This window comes from Streptomyces populi (assembly GCF_002911015.1).
Taxonomy (GTDB): domain Bacteria; phylum Actinomycetota; class Actinomycetes; order Streptomycetales; family Streptomycetaceae; genus Streptomyces; species Streptomyces populi.
This window is the reverse complement of the sequence record NZ_KZ626867.1, coordinates 13250-29251: the sequence shown is the minus strand read 5'-3', so window position 1 is coordinate 29251 and position 16002 is coordinate 13250. Positions and strand designations below refer to the sequence as shown.

At 70.6% G+C, this 16002-nt stretch carries 17 protein-coding genes and 1 pseudogene; 3 read left to right on the top strand and 15 right to left on the bottom strand.

All coding sequences use genetic code 11. The annotated features are described in order from the left end of the window. Positions 1-541 precede the first annotated feature (541 nt). Together ssd and CW362_RS16610 are read left to right on the top strand one after the other, a co-directional pair. A complete protein-coding gene (gene ssd / locus CW362_RS16615; RefSeq protein WP_103550255.1) occupies positions 542-1636 on the top strand; it encodes a septum site-determining protein Ssd in 1095 nt (364 codons plus the stop codon). Continuing rightward, a pseudogene (locus CW362_RS16610) lies at positions 1633-2487 on the top strand (ATPase, T2SS/T4P/T4SS family); the annotation flags it as partial. The gene ssd and the pseudogene CW362_RS16610, both read left to right, overlap by 4 nt. A gap of 217 nt (positions 2488-2704) precedes the next feature. Here the strand turns inward: CW362_RS16610 and CW362_RS43310 are convergent. Then, positions 2705-2854, bottom strand: coding sequence for a hypothetical protein (locus CW362_RS43310; protein WP_162684102.1), 150 nt, complete (start codon positions 2852-2854; stop codon positions 2705-2707). Positions 2855-3365: 511 nt separating this feature from the next. Between CW362_RS43310 and CW362_RS16605 the strand changes: the two genes are divergently transcribed. Next, entirely contained in the window at positions 3366-3599 is a 234-nt protein-coding gene (locus CW362_RS16605) for a GntR family transcriptional regulator (protein ID WP_103550253.1), read from the top strand. A gap of 58 nt (positions 3600-3657) precedes the next feature. On the opposite strand, the gene CW362_RS16600 is transcribed toward CW362_RS16605, so the two are convergent. The 14 genes from CW362_RS16600 to CW362_RS16535 form a co-directional block, all read right to left on the bottom strand. Further along, positions 3658-3924: a hypothetical protein gene (locus CW362_RS16600; protein WP_103550252.1), complete on the bottom strand. Its 267-nt coding sequence runs from the start codon at positions 3922-3924 to the stop codon at positions 3658-3660. After that, on the bottom strand, positions 3924-4106 hold the full coding sequence (locus CW362_RS16595) for a hypothetical protein (RefSeq protein WP_103550251.1): 183 nt from the start codon (positions 4104-4106) through the stop codon (positions 3924-3926). Before CW362_RS16595 ends, CW362_RS16600 begins: the two co-directional genes overlap by 1 nt. 8 nt (positions 4107-4114) lie before the next feature. Beyond that, positions 4115-4831 carry a peptidoglycan recognition protein family protein gene (locus CW362_RS16590; RefSeq protein WP_103550250.1) on the bottom strand — a complete coding sequence of 239 codons (717 nt, stop codon included), beginning with the start codon at positions 4829-4831 and terminating at the stop codon, positions 4115-4117. A 63-nt stretch (positions 4832-4894) separates the two neighbouring features. Next, positions 4895-5371 carry a hypothetical protein gene (locus CW362_RS16585; protein WP_103550249.1) on the bottom strand — a complete coding sequence of 159 codons (477 nt, stop codon included), beginning with the start codon at positions 5369-5371 and terminating at the stop codon, positions 4895-4897. A gap of 10 nt (positions 5372-5381) precedes the next feature. Further along, a complete protein-coding gene (locus CW362_RS16580) occupies positions 5382-9230 on the bottom strand; it encodes a carbohydrate binding domain-containing protein (RefSeq protein ID WP_103550248.1) in 3849 nt (1282 codons plus the stop codon). Positions 9231-9244: 14 nt separating this feature from the next. Next, complete coding sequence (locus tag CW362_RS16575) at positions 9245-12178, bottom strand: phage tail tape measure protein (protein ID WP_103550247.1); 2934 nt, start codon at positions 12176-12178, stop codon at positions 9245-9247. A gap of 175 nt (positions 12179-12353) precedes the next feature. Continuing rightward, the gene (locus tag CW362_RS16570) at positions 12354-12764 is read right to left on the bottom strand and encodes a hypothetical protein (protein WP_103550246.1); all 411 of its coding nucleotides are present in this window, start codon (positions 12762-12764) and stop codon (positions 12354-12356) included. 7 nt (positions 12765-12771) lie between these two features. After that, entirely contained in the window at positions 12772-13284 is a 513-nt protein-coding gene (locus CW362_RS16565) for a hypothetical protein (protein ID WP_103550245.1), read from the bottom strand. Beyond that, positions 13284-13694: a phage tail protein gene (locus CW362_RS16560; protein ID WP_103550244.1), complete on the bottom strand. Its 411-nt coding sequence runs from the start codon at positions 13692-13694 to the stop codon at positions 13284-13286. The genes CW362_RS16565 and CW362_RS16560 overlap by 1 nt, the downstream gene beginning before the upstream one ends. A gap of 68 nt (positions 13695-13762) precedes the next feature. Beyond that, positions 13763-14500, bottom strand: a complete 738-nt coding sequence (locus CW362_RS16555; RefSeq protein ID WP_103550243.1) for a hypothetical protein — start codon at positions 14498-14500, stop codon at positions 13763-13765. Then, a complete protein-coding gene (locus CW362_RS16550; protein ID WP_103550242.1) occupies positions 14497-14718 on the bottom strand; it encodes a hypothetical protein in 222 nt (73 codons plus the stop codon). Before CW362_RS16550 ends, CW362_RS16555 begins: the two co-directional genes overlap by 4 nt. Next, positions 14718-15164 carry a hypothetical protein gene (locus CW362_RS16545; protein ID WP_103550241.1) on the bottom strand — a complete coding sequence of 149 codons (447 nt, stop codon included), beginning with the start codon at positions 15162-15164 and terminating at the stop codon, positions 14718-14720. Before CW362_RS16545 ends, CW362_RS16550 begins: the two co-directional genes overlap by 1 nt. A gap of 10 nt (positions 15165-15174) precedes the next feature. After that, a complete protein-coding gene (locus CW362_RS16540; protein WP_103550240.1) occupies positions 15175-15768 on the bottom strand; it encodes a hypothetical protein in 594 nt (197 codons plus the stop codon). 1 nt (position 15769) lies between these two features. Next, positions 15770-15988 (bottom strand): hypothetical protein, encoded by a 219-nt coding sequence (locus tag CW362_RS16535; RefSeq protein WP_103550239.1) that lies wholly within the window; start codon positions 15986-15988, stop codon positions 15770-15772. Positions 15989-16002 lie beyond the last annotated feature (14 nt).

Genomic DNA, 16002 nt, shown 5'->3' with positions numbered 1-16002 from the left:
GTGTGGGTTTGCCTGAGAAGGCTCTCGGGTACACCATGGAAGTCACGGATCGTTCGCGACCGTGCTAACCCGGTCCGACTCCTCCCCCCCCGAGTCGGCCGTGGGGACGACCCCCGCTCTCCCCCCCGGCGGGGGTCGTCGCATGTCCGGACGGGTTTTTCCCCTTCCGTGCGACCCCCAAGCCCTCCCGGCGCGGTTGATTCCGCCCTCCTTGCGCACTCGCGCCTCGTCACTGTGTGTAGCCGTCGGGATGCTCTGCGGAAGTCGTTGAGTGTTCACCGGTAGGCGTGAAGGCGATATTCACAGCCGCCGAGTTGTCCACAGTTTTCGACCAAGATCCACACGATTTCCGGGATCGCTGCACCGTGATTCTCACGCGCTCCGTTCGCGGCCAGTTCATGGCCGGTTCCGTTTGTCGGACGCGTTTGACCGGTTCGTATCGGCCGCTCATATGGAGGCCGCTTGCCGGGTCCTCACACGAGCGGGAATCAAGGGGCCCTGGAGGGCCCCGCGCAAGAAGCAGCGAAGGGGGCTGGAGATCGTGGCGGGAGCCATCACCCACGACCGGCCGCCCACCGCCGAGGGGCGGCAGGGCGGGCCATTGATCGTCACCGAGGACGTCGACCTCCTCGACGACCTGTTGCGCCTGTGCGCGGCGGCGGGCGCACGGCCCGAGGTCCATCACGGGATTCCGGAACACAGGGCCAGCTGGGAGGCGGCGCCTCTCGTCCTGGTCGGCGACGACGCGGCACGACGCGTGCGGGGCGCCCTGAGGAGAAGGGGAGTGGTGCTGGTCGGCCGGGACCAGGACGATCCCGGAATCTGGCGGCGTGCCGTCGAGATCGGCGCCGATCATGTCCTGGTGCTGCCGGACGGCGAGCAATGGCTCGTCGACCGCATCGCCGACGTGGCCGAAGGAGTCGGCCGGCCCGCTCTCACCGTCGGCGTGCTCGGCGGCCGCGGCGGGGCCGGCGCCTCCACGCTCGCCTGCGCGCTCGCCGTCACCTCGGCGCGCGAGGGGAAGCGCACCCTGCTCGTGGACGCGGACCCTCTCGGAGGCGGACTCGACGTACTCCTGGGCGGGGAGGCGGCCGAGGGACTGCGCTGGCCGGCGTTCGCGGCATCCCGTGGCAGGGTCGGCGGCGGCGCCCTGGAGGAGTCCCTTCCGGAACTGCACGCCCTGCGCGTTCTGAGCTGGGACCGGAGCGACGCGGTCACCGTTCCCCCGCAAGCGGTGCGCGCGGTGCTGGCCGCCGCCAGGCGGCGCGGTGGTGTGGTGGTCGTCGACCTGCCCCGCCGCATCGACGAAGGTGTCGCCGAGATCCTCGCCCAGCTCGACATGGGACTGCTGGTGGTGCCCGCCGACCTGCGCTCCGTCGCGGCGGCCGGGCGGGTGGCGTCCGCAGCCGGCATGGTCCTGCGCGATCTACGGATCGTGGTCCGCGGCCCCTGCGCGCCGGGTCTCGACGACCGCGAGGTCGCCCGTCTGCTCGACCTGCCCCTGGTGGGCGAACTGCCGACGGAGTCCTTCCCGCCGGACGGCGGGCCGCCGCCCGGGAGCGCGGCGAAGGGGCCTCTGGCCCGGTTCTGCACGGCCTTCTGGGAGCGGGTTCCGGTCGAAGGAGGGGGCGTATGAGCTGGGACGCGAACCGAGACACGGGCCGCGGCGCGGGAATCGACGGCCGGACGCGACCCGGACCCCGGGACCCGTACGAGAGCCGCTCGCCAAGGCGGACGGAGGCGCGGGACGGACCCGGGCTTCACCTGTCCGGTCGTGCCGCGGCGCGGGACGGGACCCGGCAGTACCGCTCCGGGCGGACGGAGACATGGGGCGGACCCGCAGTCTCCGTGCCGGGGGTAGCGGAGGCTCGGTACGGAACCGGGAGCGGCCCGGACCGAGGCGTGGGACTGCTGGACGGCGTGCGGCAATGGCTGGCCGAGAGTGGATCCGAACCCACCCCCGCGCGTGTGGCACAGGCGCTGCGCGAGCAGGGGCGGGTGCTCGGAGACGCCGAGGTCCTCGGCACGGCCGAGCGTCTGCGCTCCGAACTGGTCGGCAGCGGTCCTCTGGAACCGCTGCTCGCCGACCCGTCGGTGACCGACGTGCTCGTGTCGGCGCCCGACCGGGTCTGGGTGGACCGCGGCGGCGGTCTGGAACTGACCTCCGTGTCCTTCCCGGACACGGCAGCCGTACGACGCCTCGCGCAGCGTCTCGCCGCGGTGGCCGGCAGGAGACTCGACGACGCCCGCCCCTGGGTGGACGCCAGGCTGCCGGACGGAACACGTCTGCACGCGGTGCTGCCGCCGGTCGCCGTCGGTTCCACCTGCCTCTCCCTGCGTGTCGTACGGCCGCGCGCGTTCACCCTCGACGAGCTGGTGACGGCGGGCACGGTGCCGCCCGGTGGGGACCGGGTGCTCAGAGCGCTGCTGGACGCCCGGTTGTCCTTCCTCATCAGCGGAGGCACGGGCTCCGGGAACCCCAATCTCTGTCTGTGACACCACTAAAAGAATCTTGCTATGAGGTTCTTTCGGGATCCCGAAAAACCCACTCTGACCTGCGGCTTTGTGGTGCGATTCCGGAACGTTCGAGATCGCCTTCGAATCCAAGGTGGGCCCGAAATGATGACGGCCCCGGCCGGATCGGCGTCCGGCCGGGGCCTGGTCCCGCCCGCCCCCTTGGATCACGGGGTGCGGGGCGGGCGGTCTACCAGCTCTTCTTGCTGTACGCGTGCCAGTGCGTCCCGGCGTGCCCGGCGGGCAGCGTGCAGTGCTGGCCGCCGTCCGGGTGCTCGGCCCAGCAGTAGTTGGAGATGCGGCTGCGGGCGGGCTGCGGAGTGGTCGAGGGCTTGCTCATCGCGGCCTCCTTTCGCGGATGAACTGGCGGCCCGCAGCGTGCCACTGACGGCGCAGCACGCCGGCCCGCGGGCAGGCGTGCCCGGTGACGGTCCGGCACGAGTCGCAGGACGAGCAGTGGGCGAGGAGCGCCCGGTACTCCACGGGCGCGAGCGGCTGTACGGTCCGGGCACTCACGGCCGCACCGCCCGGCGGAGCGGGGTGAGGCGGCGCTGCTCCCGGCACGGTGCGCATGCGGTGCCGCCCTCGACGGGGCGGGCGGTTCCGGACGGGCCGCGGTGCCAGTCGCACCATCCGGTGGCCGGCGTCTGGTCTGTGCGGCGGGGCGAGGTATGCGTATGGTCAGTCACGTCGACTCCATCCAGTCGTCCACCCCCCCGGGGCCGTTCGCGCGGTCGCCGGGGTTCTCTACGTGTGGCCCCACCGTAGGCACCCTGTACACACCTGTCCACGCATAGCTATGCCTAGGTATCTCTATGCCCTGATACGTCCGCATATCTAGAGTCGGCCGGGTGATCGACTTCGACCCGACACGACCCAAATGGGAGCAGATCGCCGACGTGCTCCGCGCCCGCATCGCCAGCGGCGAGCTGCAGCCTCGCACGCTCGTCTCCGAGGTGCAGCTCGAGGCCGAGTTCGGCGTCGCCCGCGGAACGGTCCGCAAAGCCACGGCCGCGCTCCGGGACGAGGGGCTGCTCGTCACCACCCCGGGCATGGGCTCGTTCGTCGCCGACCCCCGGACATGACGAAACGGCCCCGCCCTCCCGGAGGAGAGCGGGGCCGCGTTTCGTTACGGGTTCCGTTTCAGCGGGCGAGGAGTGCCACCACGCCGGTCGCCGCGCCAGCCACGCCAGCAAGCGCGCCGATGGTCGGCAGTGGCCAGCGAGCCTTCTCCAGCGTGCGGATCCGGGTCTCGTGATCCGCGACGTCCTTGCCGAGCTCGGTGAGCCCCTGGCCGATGCCGTCGAGTTTGGTCTCCACTCTGACCAGGCCGTCGCTCAGAGATCTCAGCTCCTGGTACATCTGCGCGGGCGGGATGTACACGCCCGGGTCCGGGACCGGGGCGCCCATCAGGCACCTGCGGACGGCCGGTTCGGCACCGCCCAGGTGATGCCCCAGGCGGCGAGCACGGCGAGCGCGATGGTCACGCCCTCCCCTGTCGTGAGCGTCCCGTCCTGCACGGCGGTGGCAGCGACGGAAGCGCCGGCCGCGAGCCCGGCCACGATCGACTTGGCGATGCTGGAGATCTTCATGCTGATCCTCACTTCTTCTCAAGCGCGGTGACGCGCTTCTCCAGGGCGGCGATCCGCTCCTCGGTCGTGGGCGGCTTCGGTGCCGGCGCGGGCGTCGTGCCGGGCGACCAGCTCGCGGGGTGCTTCAGCCGCTCGGCGACACGGGCGCGGATGTTGGGCATCGAGACGCCGGGCCCGGCCGGGTCGACCTTGCCCGGCTGCCACTCCTTGTGGCCGATGACCGAGGTGTCACCGTCCTTGCCCCAGCCGTGCGCGCGGCACAGCGCGGCGGCCGCGCGGACCATGGCCTCGACCTGGACGGCGGGCCACGGGTCCTTGCCGTCGCCGAGGTTCTCGCACTCGAACCCGTAGAAGCGGGCGTTGCCGTCGGTGTTCGCCTCGTTGTCGGCGGGCAGTGCCTTTTCCGCGATGACGGCCTGGAGCACGTCGTCGTCGCCGAGGCCGGCGTGGTTGGCCCGCCCGTAGCCGACCAGGTGGACGGTGCCGTCCTTGGCGACGACGCCGTGGCACAGCGGACCGGGCAGGGCGGCGTATCCATCACGGCAGATGGCGACCGTGGCCGCGGTCCCCTTGGTGACGGTGTGGTGGACCATGACGCCGTGCACGGGCCCCCACGCCCCGTGGCCCTCGCGGTTGTGGTGCTCCCAGTCGCCGACCTCGACGACCTTCACACCCTCGCCCTTGAGGGCGGCCAGGAACTTGGCAGCGGACAGGGGTATGGCCATGCGGACTCCAGACATGAGAAAGGCCCCGGCCAGTCGGCTCGGGGCGGGCGGTGTGGGGGTTGGTCAGGCGCGGCGGTAGCGGCCCTGGATGATGACCAGGGCACCGCTCTTGAGGTCGACGCCGAGCACGTTGTTCTCGCCGTCGCCGTCGCTGTCGTCGACACGGATGCGGTCGGCGCGGGCGCCGGAGCCGCCCGTGAAAAAGACGCATTCGCCGCCGCGGATCGTGCCGCCGGTCGAGGCGCCGTTGCCGTTGACGCCGAGGGTCTCGGCGTGGACGGTGAGAGCCTGGCGGACGGTGCGGTCGACGTTCGTGGGCATGTCGATCGTGACGATGCCGCTGCCGCTTCCGGCTGTGGTCACGGCCAGGAAGCAGATCACGTCCACCCAGATATCGGTGATCGTGTAGAGGCCGGTCTGGATGCTGAAGACGGCCGTGCCGTGGTTGGTGATGACCGGGACGTAGCTGGCAATGTCGGTCGGGCTGCCCGACTGGAGTCGCTGCCAGGTGAGCCGCTGTCCGGGTTGATAGAGGACCACTGTGCGCCTCCTACAGGGCGACGTAGCTGGGCGTGGCGAGCGCGACCGGAGCCGCCGCAGCCTGCGCTTTGACGATGCCGTTGGCCGCGCGAGCCACGGTGTACAGCTGCGGGTTGATCACGTCGAACGCCCTGTACCTGACCTCGACCGTGGCCGCGTTGGTGTTGCCGGTCGACCGGATCGAGCGGGTGCCGATCGGGTCGGCGGCCGTGAGCGCGCTGTCCGTGACGTCGATGTGCCACGGCCCGGGCTCGACGGCCCCGGACAGCCAGGCCTTGGCCCGCAGCGCGGTGCCCTGGACCTGGAACCGGACGCTCAGCCACTGCCCGGCCACGTGCGTGATGCGCGGCAGGGTGACCGATCCGAGCGAGGTCTGCACGTCCGCAACGATCTTGCGGATGGACAGGATGATCGTGTTCGCCGTGGTGAACTCGACCCGGGCCAGGTACATGTTGCTGGCGTCGGGCATCCTGGCGCAGAGCGCGCCGTACAGGCTGTCGCCCGTGGCGAGCGCGCTCGTGGTGATGTCCGCATAGGTGTCGCTGTCCGCGTGGATCGCGGCCACGGAGGTGCGCCGCGACGTGTCGAGGGTGGACAAGATGTGCCCGGCGTACCCGCTGGAGTTGACGTTGTAGTCGGTGGCCGAGCCGCCCGAGCGGGTCCAGGTGAGTCCGGAGTCGGAGGTGCCCCAGTTGCTGGCCACCGTCCGGCCGAACTGGTCGTACAGCCATGACGCCTTGGGGCGGGTGATCCGCGCGGCCCACACGTACCAGATGCTCGAGGCCGCGGGCGTGCCGCCGTGCCGCATCCGTACCCGGGCCTGGGACGCGGTGGACGGCGCGGTGAACTGCTGCTCGAGGTAGGTCCACAGGCCGGCCGTGGCGGGCATGCTCGATCCGGTCGCGCTGGAGATGAGCGCGCCGCCGGAGGTGTACCAGTCCACCGCGGGCTGGAGATCCGAGGACCCGCCGGGGGACATGACCCAGGCCGACAGGACGTACACGCCCCCGGGGTTGATGCTGCCGACCCCGGTCAGGTCGCCGAGCGCGCCGCCGGTCGCGGACACACCGTCCGGGGTGATGCGCAGCGAGCCCCTGGCTCGCGGGTGCGGGCACACGGCCGCCGAAGACCAGGCGATCGACGAACTCTGGGCCGTCCAGTTGGTGACGGTGCTGTCGAAGAACGGGTTCGGGTTCAGCAGCGTGCCGGGCGCGGTGACGGTGATGGTCTCGCCGCCCACGGTCCAGTCCCAAGGGGTGTCGGAGACTGCGCCGGACCACACCGGCCCGCTGTTCGTCAGCAGCGGCACGACCGTGTCACCGGACGCGAGGGCGCTGACCAGCTGGCTGGTGTCGCCGTCGGTCCATCCGAACTCGCGGGACGTGCGGGCGCTAGTCGCGTCCCCGATCCACCCGACGTTCCACGGCGCGGCCGGCGTGCAGTTGAGCGTGAGATCCCAGTCCGTTGGGTGGCCGATCGTCTCGGTGTAGCCCATGACGATCAGGTCGATCGGCCCGGGCGGCAGCCAGGCCGGCGGGTTGGCGATGGTGACCCGGTCGCCGATCTCCAGCGCCGTGACCGCGTCGATCAGGGACGGCGCTGCGGCCAGGTCGAGGTTGACCTCCGGGTAGCGGGCGTCGTCGATCGTGCCCAGGCGCAGCCTCCACCCGGCGTGCGCGGACGGCTGGCTGTCGTCGTAGAGGTTGAGCGTGAGCGACTCGTCATACGGTCCGACACCGTCCGGCGGAGCCTGGATGGACAGGGCTCCGGTCTCCAGCACGGCCCGCTCCGTGGAGCCGCCCTCGCGCGAGATCTCGATGTCGTTGCGCACGTCCTGGTCGTCCGGGGCGGGCTCCAGCGGCGGGGCGATGTGGCCCGGCGCGAGGTAGTCCAGGGCGAGCGCCGGCGTCTGGTTGTACATCGACACCCGGTCCCGGTACGCCAGGTTGAGCACACCACGCCGCTCGTAGAGGATGCCGCCGTCGACGTCCGCGCACTCCTCGACCAAGTCCAGGAACGTGCGGGCGCGCTGCGGGCCGAGCAGCTCCTCGTCGGTGGTGTCGCCGTGGACCGTGATCGGCTTGCCCTCCTCGGCGGCGAGGCGGCGCAGGCGCACGCCCGCGGTCTCGCCCGCGAAGCCGAGGTCGGCGTTGTTGTAGACGACCGTGCCGGCCGTGGTGAACGCGGCGATGTGCCCGATGAATGTCCCGTTCAGGTCGCTGCTGTAGGACTCGGGGCCGGACACTCCGGAGATGCGCCCAACCGTCCCGGCGAAGCTGGTGGTGGCTCCGCCACCCGCCCCGCCGATCGGAACGTAGGTGACGGTCCAGTCCACGTTTCCGCCGTTCTGGACGGCGAACAGCTGCCACCTGGTCCACGCGTTCACGACGCTCGATCCCAGGACCAGGAGCGAGGACGTGATGTTGTTGTTGTCGGCGTCGTAGCCGATCACGTTGGCGCCGGTGCTGGTGATCTGGAGCTGCCACCGGCGGACGGTGCCGGTTCCCAGCCACTGCAGGAGCGTGCGTGTCGTGCCGAGGGCGCTGGGGATGCGGTACACGAACTCGGTGTGCCACTGGGTCGGCGAGCCCGCGGGCGCGGGCACCGACCCGGCCAGCGTGGCACCGCCCTGGATGGCGGGCAGCGGGCCGGACCCGGCGAGGGAGTCGCCGGAGGCCATGTCGAAGCCCTTGAGCTGGAGCGGGCGCACTCCGGTGATGGGGCTGTAGGCCTGGGTGGCGCCCTCGCCGTCCTCGCACGGCCAGTACGCGAGCGGGCTGCCGGACGGGATGCGGCGCCGCAGCGTCGACTCCAGGCTCTTCTTGCCCTGCCCGTACCGGCGCAGGACGCCCGCGGCCTCGATCGGCACGCGGACGTCCTTGCCGGAGACGTCCCACCGGGACGGCCAGCTGCTCACTTCGCCGATGAACCGGGTGCGCCGGTTGGTGATCTGCGTGCCGCCGTTGAGTGTCCAGGTGAGGCCGGCGCCGTCCACGAACGAGGTGACGCCGATGGTCTGGGCGGTGAAGTCGGGGTTCGCGACGACGGTGCCGCCGATGCCGGAGCGCACCTCGACGCCCATGCAGACGCCCGCGGCCGTGGTGAAGGTGACGTTCGTCGCCTGGCCGACGCGCAGCGGGACCGTGGTGGCGTTGAACAGCGAGGTTGTCCCGGCCTGGACGACGGCCGCGCCGAGCTGCGTCCAGGGCCCGGCCGTGCCCGAGGGCGCGGTGTAGAACGTGATGGTGCGCCCGCCCGCGCCGTTGTTCACGTCGAGGGCGGCGCGCACCGCCAGGCGCCCGGAGGGCGGCACGACCAGCTCGACGGTGGACGAGGCCGACAGCGCGTTCGTGCCGTCGGCCGACCACTCGAAGAACAGCCGGTTGCCGCGCACCCCCAGGAACCAGGACTTCGAGGCCGCGTTGTGCTTGCCCACCAGCTCGGTGGTGGACACCGCCCCGGCCTCGTTGGCGTCCAGCCAGTTCAGCAGCTGCGCGTCCATGCGCACGTCGATGTCCCCGGTGATCCCCAGGGCGGTGACGTGCGGCGTGCTCGCGAAGTCGGCCGACGCCCCGGGCAGCCGCAGGAACTGCGACCCCGCGAGCGTCGACACCCGGATCGGCGTGTTGCGGCCGATCAGCCCGAAGTACGGCGACAGGGGATTCTTCGGGCTGTACTTCCCGGAGCGGTTGTTGAGAACCATGGTCATCTTGCCGGGGTCGGTGCGCGAGCCCTCGTCGGGCCGCCCCCGCTCAATGACGATCCGGTTCTCGGTGTAGACGTCCGTCGTGATGTCGGTCCAGACCCCGCCGATCTGGGCCTCGATCTGGACAGCGAGCGGGGTCTGCGGGAACGCCACGCCGGGCCCCCTTCCTAGTTGTGGCTGCCGGTCAGGATCTGGACGGAGCCGCGGCCGTCGACCCGGACCATCTTGCGGAACAGCTTCTTCACGTCGCCCTCTGCGCCCGTGGTGTCGACGATGACGCGGACGACACCGCCACCGGCCTGGCCACCCATCAGCGGCGCCATGCCTGCGGCGGTGAGCGGCCGGGACGGTGCGGCCAGCTCGGGCTTGACCAGTCCGCGCATCGCCGACTCCAGCAGCGGCGTGGTCTGCTTCATGCCGGCCACGACGCCGGGCGGGATGAACCGGCCCACGGTGTCGGCCATCAGGGTCGACGGGGACTTGATCCCCAGCGCCTTGCGGATAGCCGACTGCATGCCCTTTGCGATCTTCAGCATTTGCCGCTCGATCGCGGCCTGTTCCTTCTTCAGCCCCTTGACGATGCCTTGCGCCGCGTGGATACCGGCCCCGTACATCGCGTCCCCGGCGGTTGCCCCGGCGCGGTCGGCGGCCGAGACGAGGGAGCCCTGCGTGGAGTTGATCTGCTTGATCGTCAGCTTGTCCGCCTGGGCGAGCGCTGCGGCGGCCGCGGATCCTTGCTCGACGCCGGCCTGCGCGATCTGCTGGATCAGGTCACCGCGCACCCCTTTCTTACGCAGCTGCGCGAGGTCGGCCTCCCACTTCTGCGCCTGGGCGAGCTTGTCCTGCAGGCCGGTCAGGATGGAGGCGGCCGTGGTCGGTCCCTCGGCACCCTGGCTTTGCGTGATGTTCGCGGCGTCCAGTACGCCCTTGCGGACATCGGCGGCGAGCTTGTCCCGGTCCTTGATCAGATCCGAGATCCTCTTGTTCGCGGCCTTCATCCGCGTGGCCACCGCGGCTTCCTGGCCGGCCAGCCGCATCAGCGCCTTGGACCCGACGCTGACCTTGCTGAGGGCCTTGGAGCGCTTCTTTCCCGGGGCGAGCGCGTCGGCGATGATGTCCGACAGCTTCAGCGACGCGGACTTGATCTGCTTGGTCGAGCCGGTCAGACCGTCAACGAGGCCTCGAGCGATCCAACGGCCCTGCGCCTTGGTGACCTTGGAGGGCGATGCGATCCCGAGCGCCTTGGCGATCGGGCCCGGGATCGCTGACTTGGCCCAGCCGAGGATCTTGGACTTGATCCATCCGGCCATGGACTTGATGCCGGACCAGAGCCCTTGCACCACGGCCACGCCCTTGCTGACCAGGATTGAGCCCAGGCTGCCGAGCGATGCTTTGATCCGGCCGGGCAGGCCTCGCATGTACGTCACCAGCGCGGTGGCTTTCGAGGCGGCGGACGTCTTCATCCGCCCGAAGTAGCCGCTCACCAGGCCGGGGAGTTGGGCGAGCAGGCGGACCGCGCCGATCACGCCGGAGACGGCGCCCTTGACCTTGGACCACACCCAGCTCCAGGCCGCGCCGGTGTAGCTCTTGATCGTGTCCCATTTGGCGATGATCAGGACGGTCAGGGCGATGATCGTGGCGATGACCCAGCCGACCGGGCCCATCGCGATCAGCCACTGGGCGGCCGTGACCGTGGCCCAGGCGACCGCGCGCGCCGCCATCAGCGCGTAGCGGGCGGTGGCTGTGACTGCCGACCACACGACCCTTGCTGTCCACGTGGCGATGGAGACAAGCGCCGATCCGGTCCACGCGGCGGCGGTGGTCAGCGCGGACGCCACGGCGCCGGCCGCGATCCGGGCGTAGGCCATGAGGCCCATGACGTTCATTCGCACCCAGGTGGCCATGACGCCCCATCCGGACCAGGTGATGGCCGCGTTGGCGGCGGTCACCACGGCCGAGACGGCCGAGTAGGTGATCATTGCCGCCTTGACCACCAGCACGGTGGCGGCCAGTCCGGTCAGGGTGTAGGCCAGCGGCTTGAAGACGCTCTGGTTTTCCATGGCGAACTTCACGAATCCGCCACCGACCTCGGCCAGCTTGGTCATGGCCGTGCGCTTGAACTTCTCCAGGGCCTTGGCCGGGGAGTTCTCGATGGTCTTGGCGGTCTTGTCCATCGCACCGTCGACCTGGCCCAGGGAGCCGACGGCGGCCGACGGGTCGATCGCGAACAGGGCCTTGGACAGGTCCTCCGACTGGGTACCGAGCAGCTGCTGGGCGAGCGTGAAGCGCTCCGTGGGGTCCTTCACCCCGCGCAGCTTGTCGGTGATGGTGTCGAGGGCCTTGGTGGCCTTGGGGCCGCCCTCGTTGAATGCTGCCGCCATGTCCTTGGCCGACAGGCCAAGGGTCTTGAGGGCGGGCGCCGCGGACTTGCCGTCCTTGACGCGGATGTTCAGTTCCTTCATCGCGTCGGCCACGATGTCGGCGTCCCGGGCGCCGCCCTTGAGGCCCTGGCCGATGATGCCCATGGCCATCCGCCCGTCGATGCCCATGTCGCGGAACTGGGTCGAGTACTCGTTGAAGGTGTCCAGCAGGTCATCGGCCTTGTTGGCGCCGGTCTGGAAACCCTTGGCCAGGATGTCGAACGCCTCGTCCGCGTTCTTCGCCAGGCCCGTTTTGACCATCTGGCCCACGGCCACGGTGGTCGGCCCGACCTCCTGGTCGAACGTCTCGGCCAGGGCCAGGGCCTTGGTGGTCAGCCCCTCCAGACCGCCCTTGGCGCTCGAGGTGTCCCCGATGTTCTGGTAGACGCCGCGGATGGCCTCGTTGACCGTCTCGACCGAGTCGCCCCACGCGTTGGAGTACACGCTGGCGGTGACCTTGGCCAGGCTGGCGGCCTTCTCCGGACCGACGCCCAGCTGCGCGGCCAACTTCGCGTTGGCCGCGGACATGTCCATCGCCGCCGCGACGCCGACGCCGAGCGCTCCGGCGACGCCGGCCGCGATGCCGGTGGCCGCCTGGTCGAACTTCTCCCGCACCTGGCCGAGGGTCTCGGACACGCGCTCGCGGGCGACCAGGTTGAAGACGAGCGAGGTGTCGCTCACGACGCACCCCCTTCAGGAAGGGGGCGTCAGCCCCTTTTCAGTTCTTCGTTGGCCTTGCGCTGCGCCTCTTCGTAGGCGTCGAGCCAGTCCAGGAGCACGTCGGTTTCCTCGACCGTGCATGTGTCCCAGTCGCGCGGCCGCATGTGCAGCAGGTGCGCGGCGTCGCCGAGCCTGCTCAGTCGGCGACGGGCAGCTGTGCTTTTCCCTCGTCCTCGGGATCCTCGAAGGCCTCGGCGATCTCGGCGTCGAGCTTCTCCAGGATGGCCGCGGCCTCGCTGCCGGACACCGTGTCGGCGACCGTGGACCGCATCTCGATCAGCTCAGCCTTGGAGTACTCCAGGCTCAGCTCATCCCAGGCGAAGTCGACGTCGTCCCACTTCACGCCCGGGTGGTCCCGCTTGAGGAACGTGAAGAGCAGCGCCCTCCGGCACAGGCTGCTGCCCTGGACGACGTCCTTGGTGAACTCCGACCAGTTGCGGTCGGTGCGGCGCTCGATCGCCTCCCGCTCGGCCGACATCATCTTGCGCGGGTTGTACTTCCAGCGCGTGGGCTCTTCTTGGCCCTCGGGGCTGTAGACCAGGTACATCGTGCTCCTATCGGGCCCGGGCGGCGATCCGCCGAGCCATGTCTTCCATCGCTTGCTCGACCGCGGCCCTGTAGACGCCCTCGCGGCCGGCGAACGATCTGTCGAACCAGTCGACCTTGCCGCGCTGCTGGACCCACACCTCGCGGTTCCCGTACACCGGGTGCCGCCAGCCGGACGCCCTGTTCAACCGCTTCGGCGCGTTCGGGAAACCGCGGACGTTCTTCGTCTTGAACGCCTTCACCCGGGCTCCGGACCAGCGTCCGCCGAGCTTGACCTCCGGCCTGATCTTCTTGGCGACGGAGGACCGCAGGGCGGGCGAGGTGCGCAGGCCACCCGAAGACATCGACATGATCGAGGACTTCGCTTCCTGCGCACCGGGCTTGAGGGCGTCGCGCATGTTCTTCGCGAGTTCCTTACGCAGCTCCTTGCCGTCCTCCTCGGCGCGGATCGCGCGGACCAGGGCGGCGAGGCCGTCGTGCGTCTCGACGCGCAGAGAGAACGGCGGCCCACCGCCGGCCATCAGACGGTCGCCCGGGTCACCGCACCCGAGGTCGGGAAGGTGAGCCCGGACGTGGCCTCGTCACCGACGCTGCCCTCGATCGGGTTCCATCCCTTGATCAGGATGGACCCGGTGTATTTGGGGTTGGAGGTGGACACCGCGCCCTGGTCGGCGCGCACCTCGAACGCGACGACCGTGCCGAGCAGCGGCCACATGATCGAGTCGAGCTGGGTGGCGGCGAAGTCCTGGAGGAACTCGCACGCCAGCTCACCGGACTTCAGACCGCCGAGGACTTCCTTCCAGCCGAGGGACGCAAAGTTCGTCACGTCCTTGTCCTCGACCTCGACCGACAGCTCGGCCTTCTTGGTGTTCGAGCTGAGAACGGTTCCGTTGATCGACAGGTACTGGGCGAGCAGGACCATCTTGGCCATGACAGGGGTCCCCTTCCAGGGCAGTGGCGACGGCCCCGGATGCGGGCCGGGCAGGTGGGTTTGGCGGGTTACTGGATGCCGAGCGAGGACACGAACAGGAAGCTGGGCGTAGTGCCGGAGATCGTCCAGGCGATCCGCCACCACGTGTCGGTGATGGCCGTCCCAGCGGTGCGCAGCAGCTGCCCGCCCGGCGCCGTCGCTGCGGCGAACGTGAGCCGGGTCGTCGGCGCCGCGAAGGTGTTGTCCGGGGCGGACTCCACGCGGGCGGTGATGCTCGGCGTGGTGCCGGACGCGGACAGCACGTGCAGCGCGGCGTGCAGCCGCTTGCCCGCGATGACCGCCCCGAGGTTCAGGCCGGTGCCCGTACCGGTGGCGGTCCGGGCGGTCCCGGGCGGGTGGGCGAACTGGCCGCGCACCAGCGGGCTCGCGGACTTCGCCGTGCCGGACCAGGGCGCGATCTCGCCGACCGCGTCGAACAGCGTGTAATCCGAGCGGAGCGCGCCCATGAAATACGCCAGGTCGCCGACGGCCGCGCCGTTGTTCGCGCTCACCGACCAGGGCCCGACGCCGCCGAGCTGCGACCAGGACGCGTCGTCCACCTTGGTGGTGTCGCCCGCTTCCCACTGTCCCTCGCCGCTCAGCTCGGCCGAGCCCAGACCGCCGAGGACTTCCTTCCAGCCGCCGGACCCGTAGTTGGTGGCGTCCTTGTCCTCGACCTCCGAAGACAGTTCGATCTTGTTGGACTGGCTGGTGAGGTCGACGCCGACCGCGAAACACCTGACGTTCGTCAGGATGGCCTTGCTCATGGCGCCTCGCCCTCAGTGTCGGCCGCCTTGCGGCGGCGGGACTTCGCCTCGGCCGGGGCCTGGGCGTCGTCCTCGTCGGTGGCTTCCTCGGCGACGCCGGCGGCGACCAGGTGCGCGGCCTCCGCCGTCGGCAGGTCTACCGCCTCACCCTTGGCCGGCCACGGCACGCCGTTGCGGGTCGCGCCTTCCGGCATCTCGACGAGCATGCGGATCCGCATCAGTTCCCCTCTCCGATCACCTTGATCATCAGTTCGGCGCCGACGTAGGTGGCGCCCGCGTGCTCGTACCAGCGGTAGCCCTGGACGCGTTGCACGTGCAGGTCGTGGGCCAGGCCGCCGAGCGCGTACTCGCCGGGCGCCCCGCGGGCCAGCTCGATGGTCTGTTTCAGCGAGGCCGGGCCCGCGCCGGACAGCATCAGGTCGAGGACCTGCTGGGCGGCCCGGTCGTCCGCCCGGCTGACCAGCAGTCGCGTGGTGAAGACGAGTTCGTCCAGGCCCCGGGCCATCGCCTTGTCGAAGTCCTGCTCGTACTCGGCCACGAAGAAGTGCGGCGCGATGACGCTGTCCGGCACGTAGCCGGAGCACGTCAGGGCGGGCAGCCCGCTCGGCAGGACCACGGCCCGGGCCGCCGTGGCGAGCGCGTCGCGGACAGCGGAGATCTGCACGTGAGGCTCCTCAGAATCCGGGGATGATGTACGGCTCGATCAACGCCCACACGTCCGGGTCCCGGCGGCTGAGGTTGCGCACGCCCCACTCGGCCGAGCCGATGATCCCCTCGGGCGAGTCCTTGCGCTTGTACAGCCGTGACGCCTGGATCAGCGCCGCCTCGTGGATGTCGTCCGGAACGGCAGGCCATCCGAACTGTGCGGTAACCCGGAGGCGGGATGTCACCGTGCCCCACGTGCCGAGCGGCTGGAGCAGACCGGTGACGGGCTTGCCATCGGCGAGCGCGTTGTCCGGGCTGGTCTCGAACCCGGTGACCGCCGACCACGAGGCACCCGCCCCGATCTCGACCACGAGGCCGGCGGCGCTGCCGACGTCGTCGATCAGGAACAGGTCGCCGTCGTCCTCGCGGACGATCCGGCCCCGCGGGTTGAACGTCCGCTGTACGGGCACCGGGTCGAGCCAGAAGCGGCGGCCGGTGGTCTTGTCGATGCTGCGCGAGGCGGAGGCCCGGGCGCGGTTCAGGTCCTCGTCGCGACTGTCGTCGTCCGCCTCCAGGCTGAACTGCCGCTTCAACTCCTCAAGGGTGACGTACTCGTTGGCCACGTCACGCCTTGTCCGTGCTGCGTGCGCGCCGGCCCTTCGGCGGCGTCGACCGCGTCGACGCCTCGGACGTCCGGTCGTCGGCCGGTGGCGTGGCGCCGCGGAGACGGAGCTGCTCGTCGACCTGAGCGACCCGGTCGTCCATGCCGCGGCCGACGTAGCCCTCGCGCTCGCGCAGCAGCGCGGCCACCATCGGATCGTCGGTCTGTGGTGCGTCGGTCATCGCTTCGCTCCCAG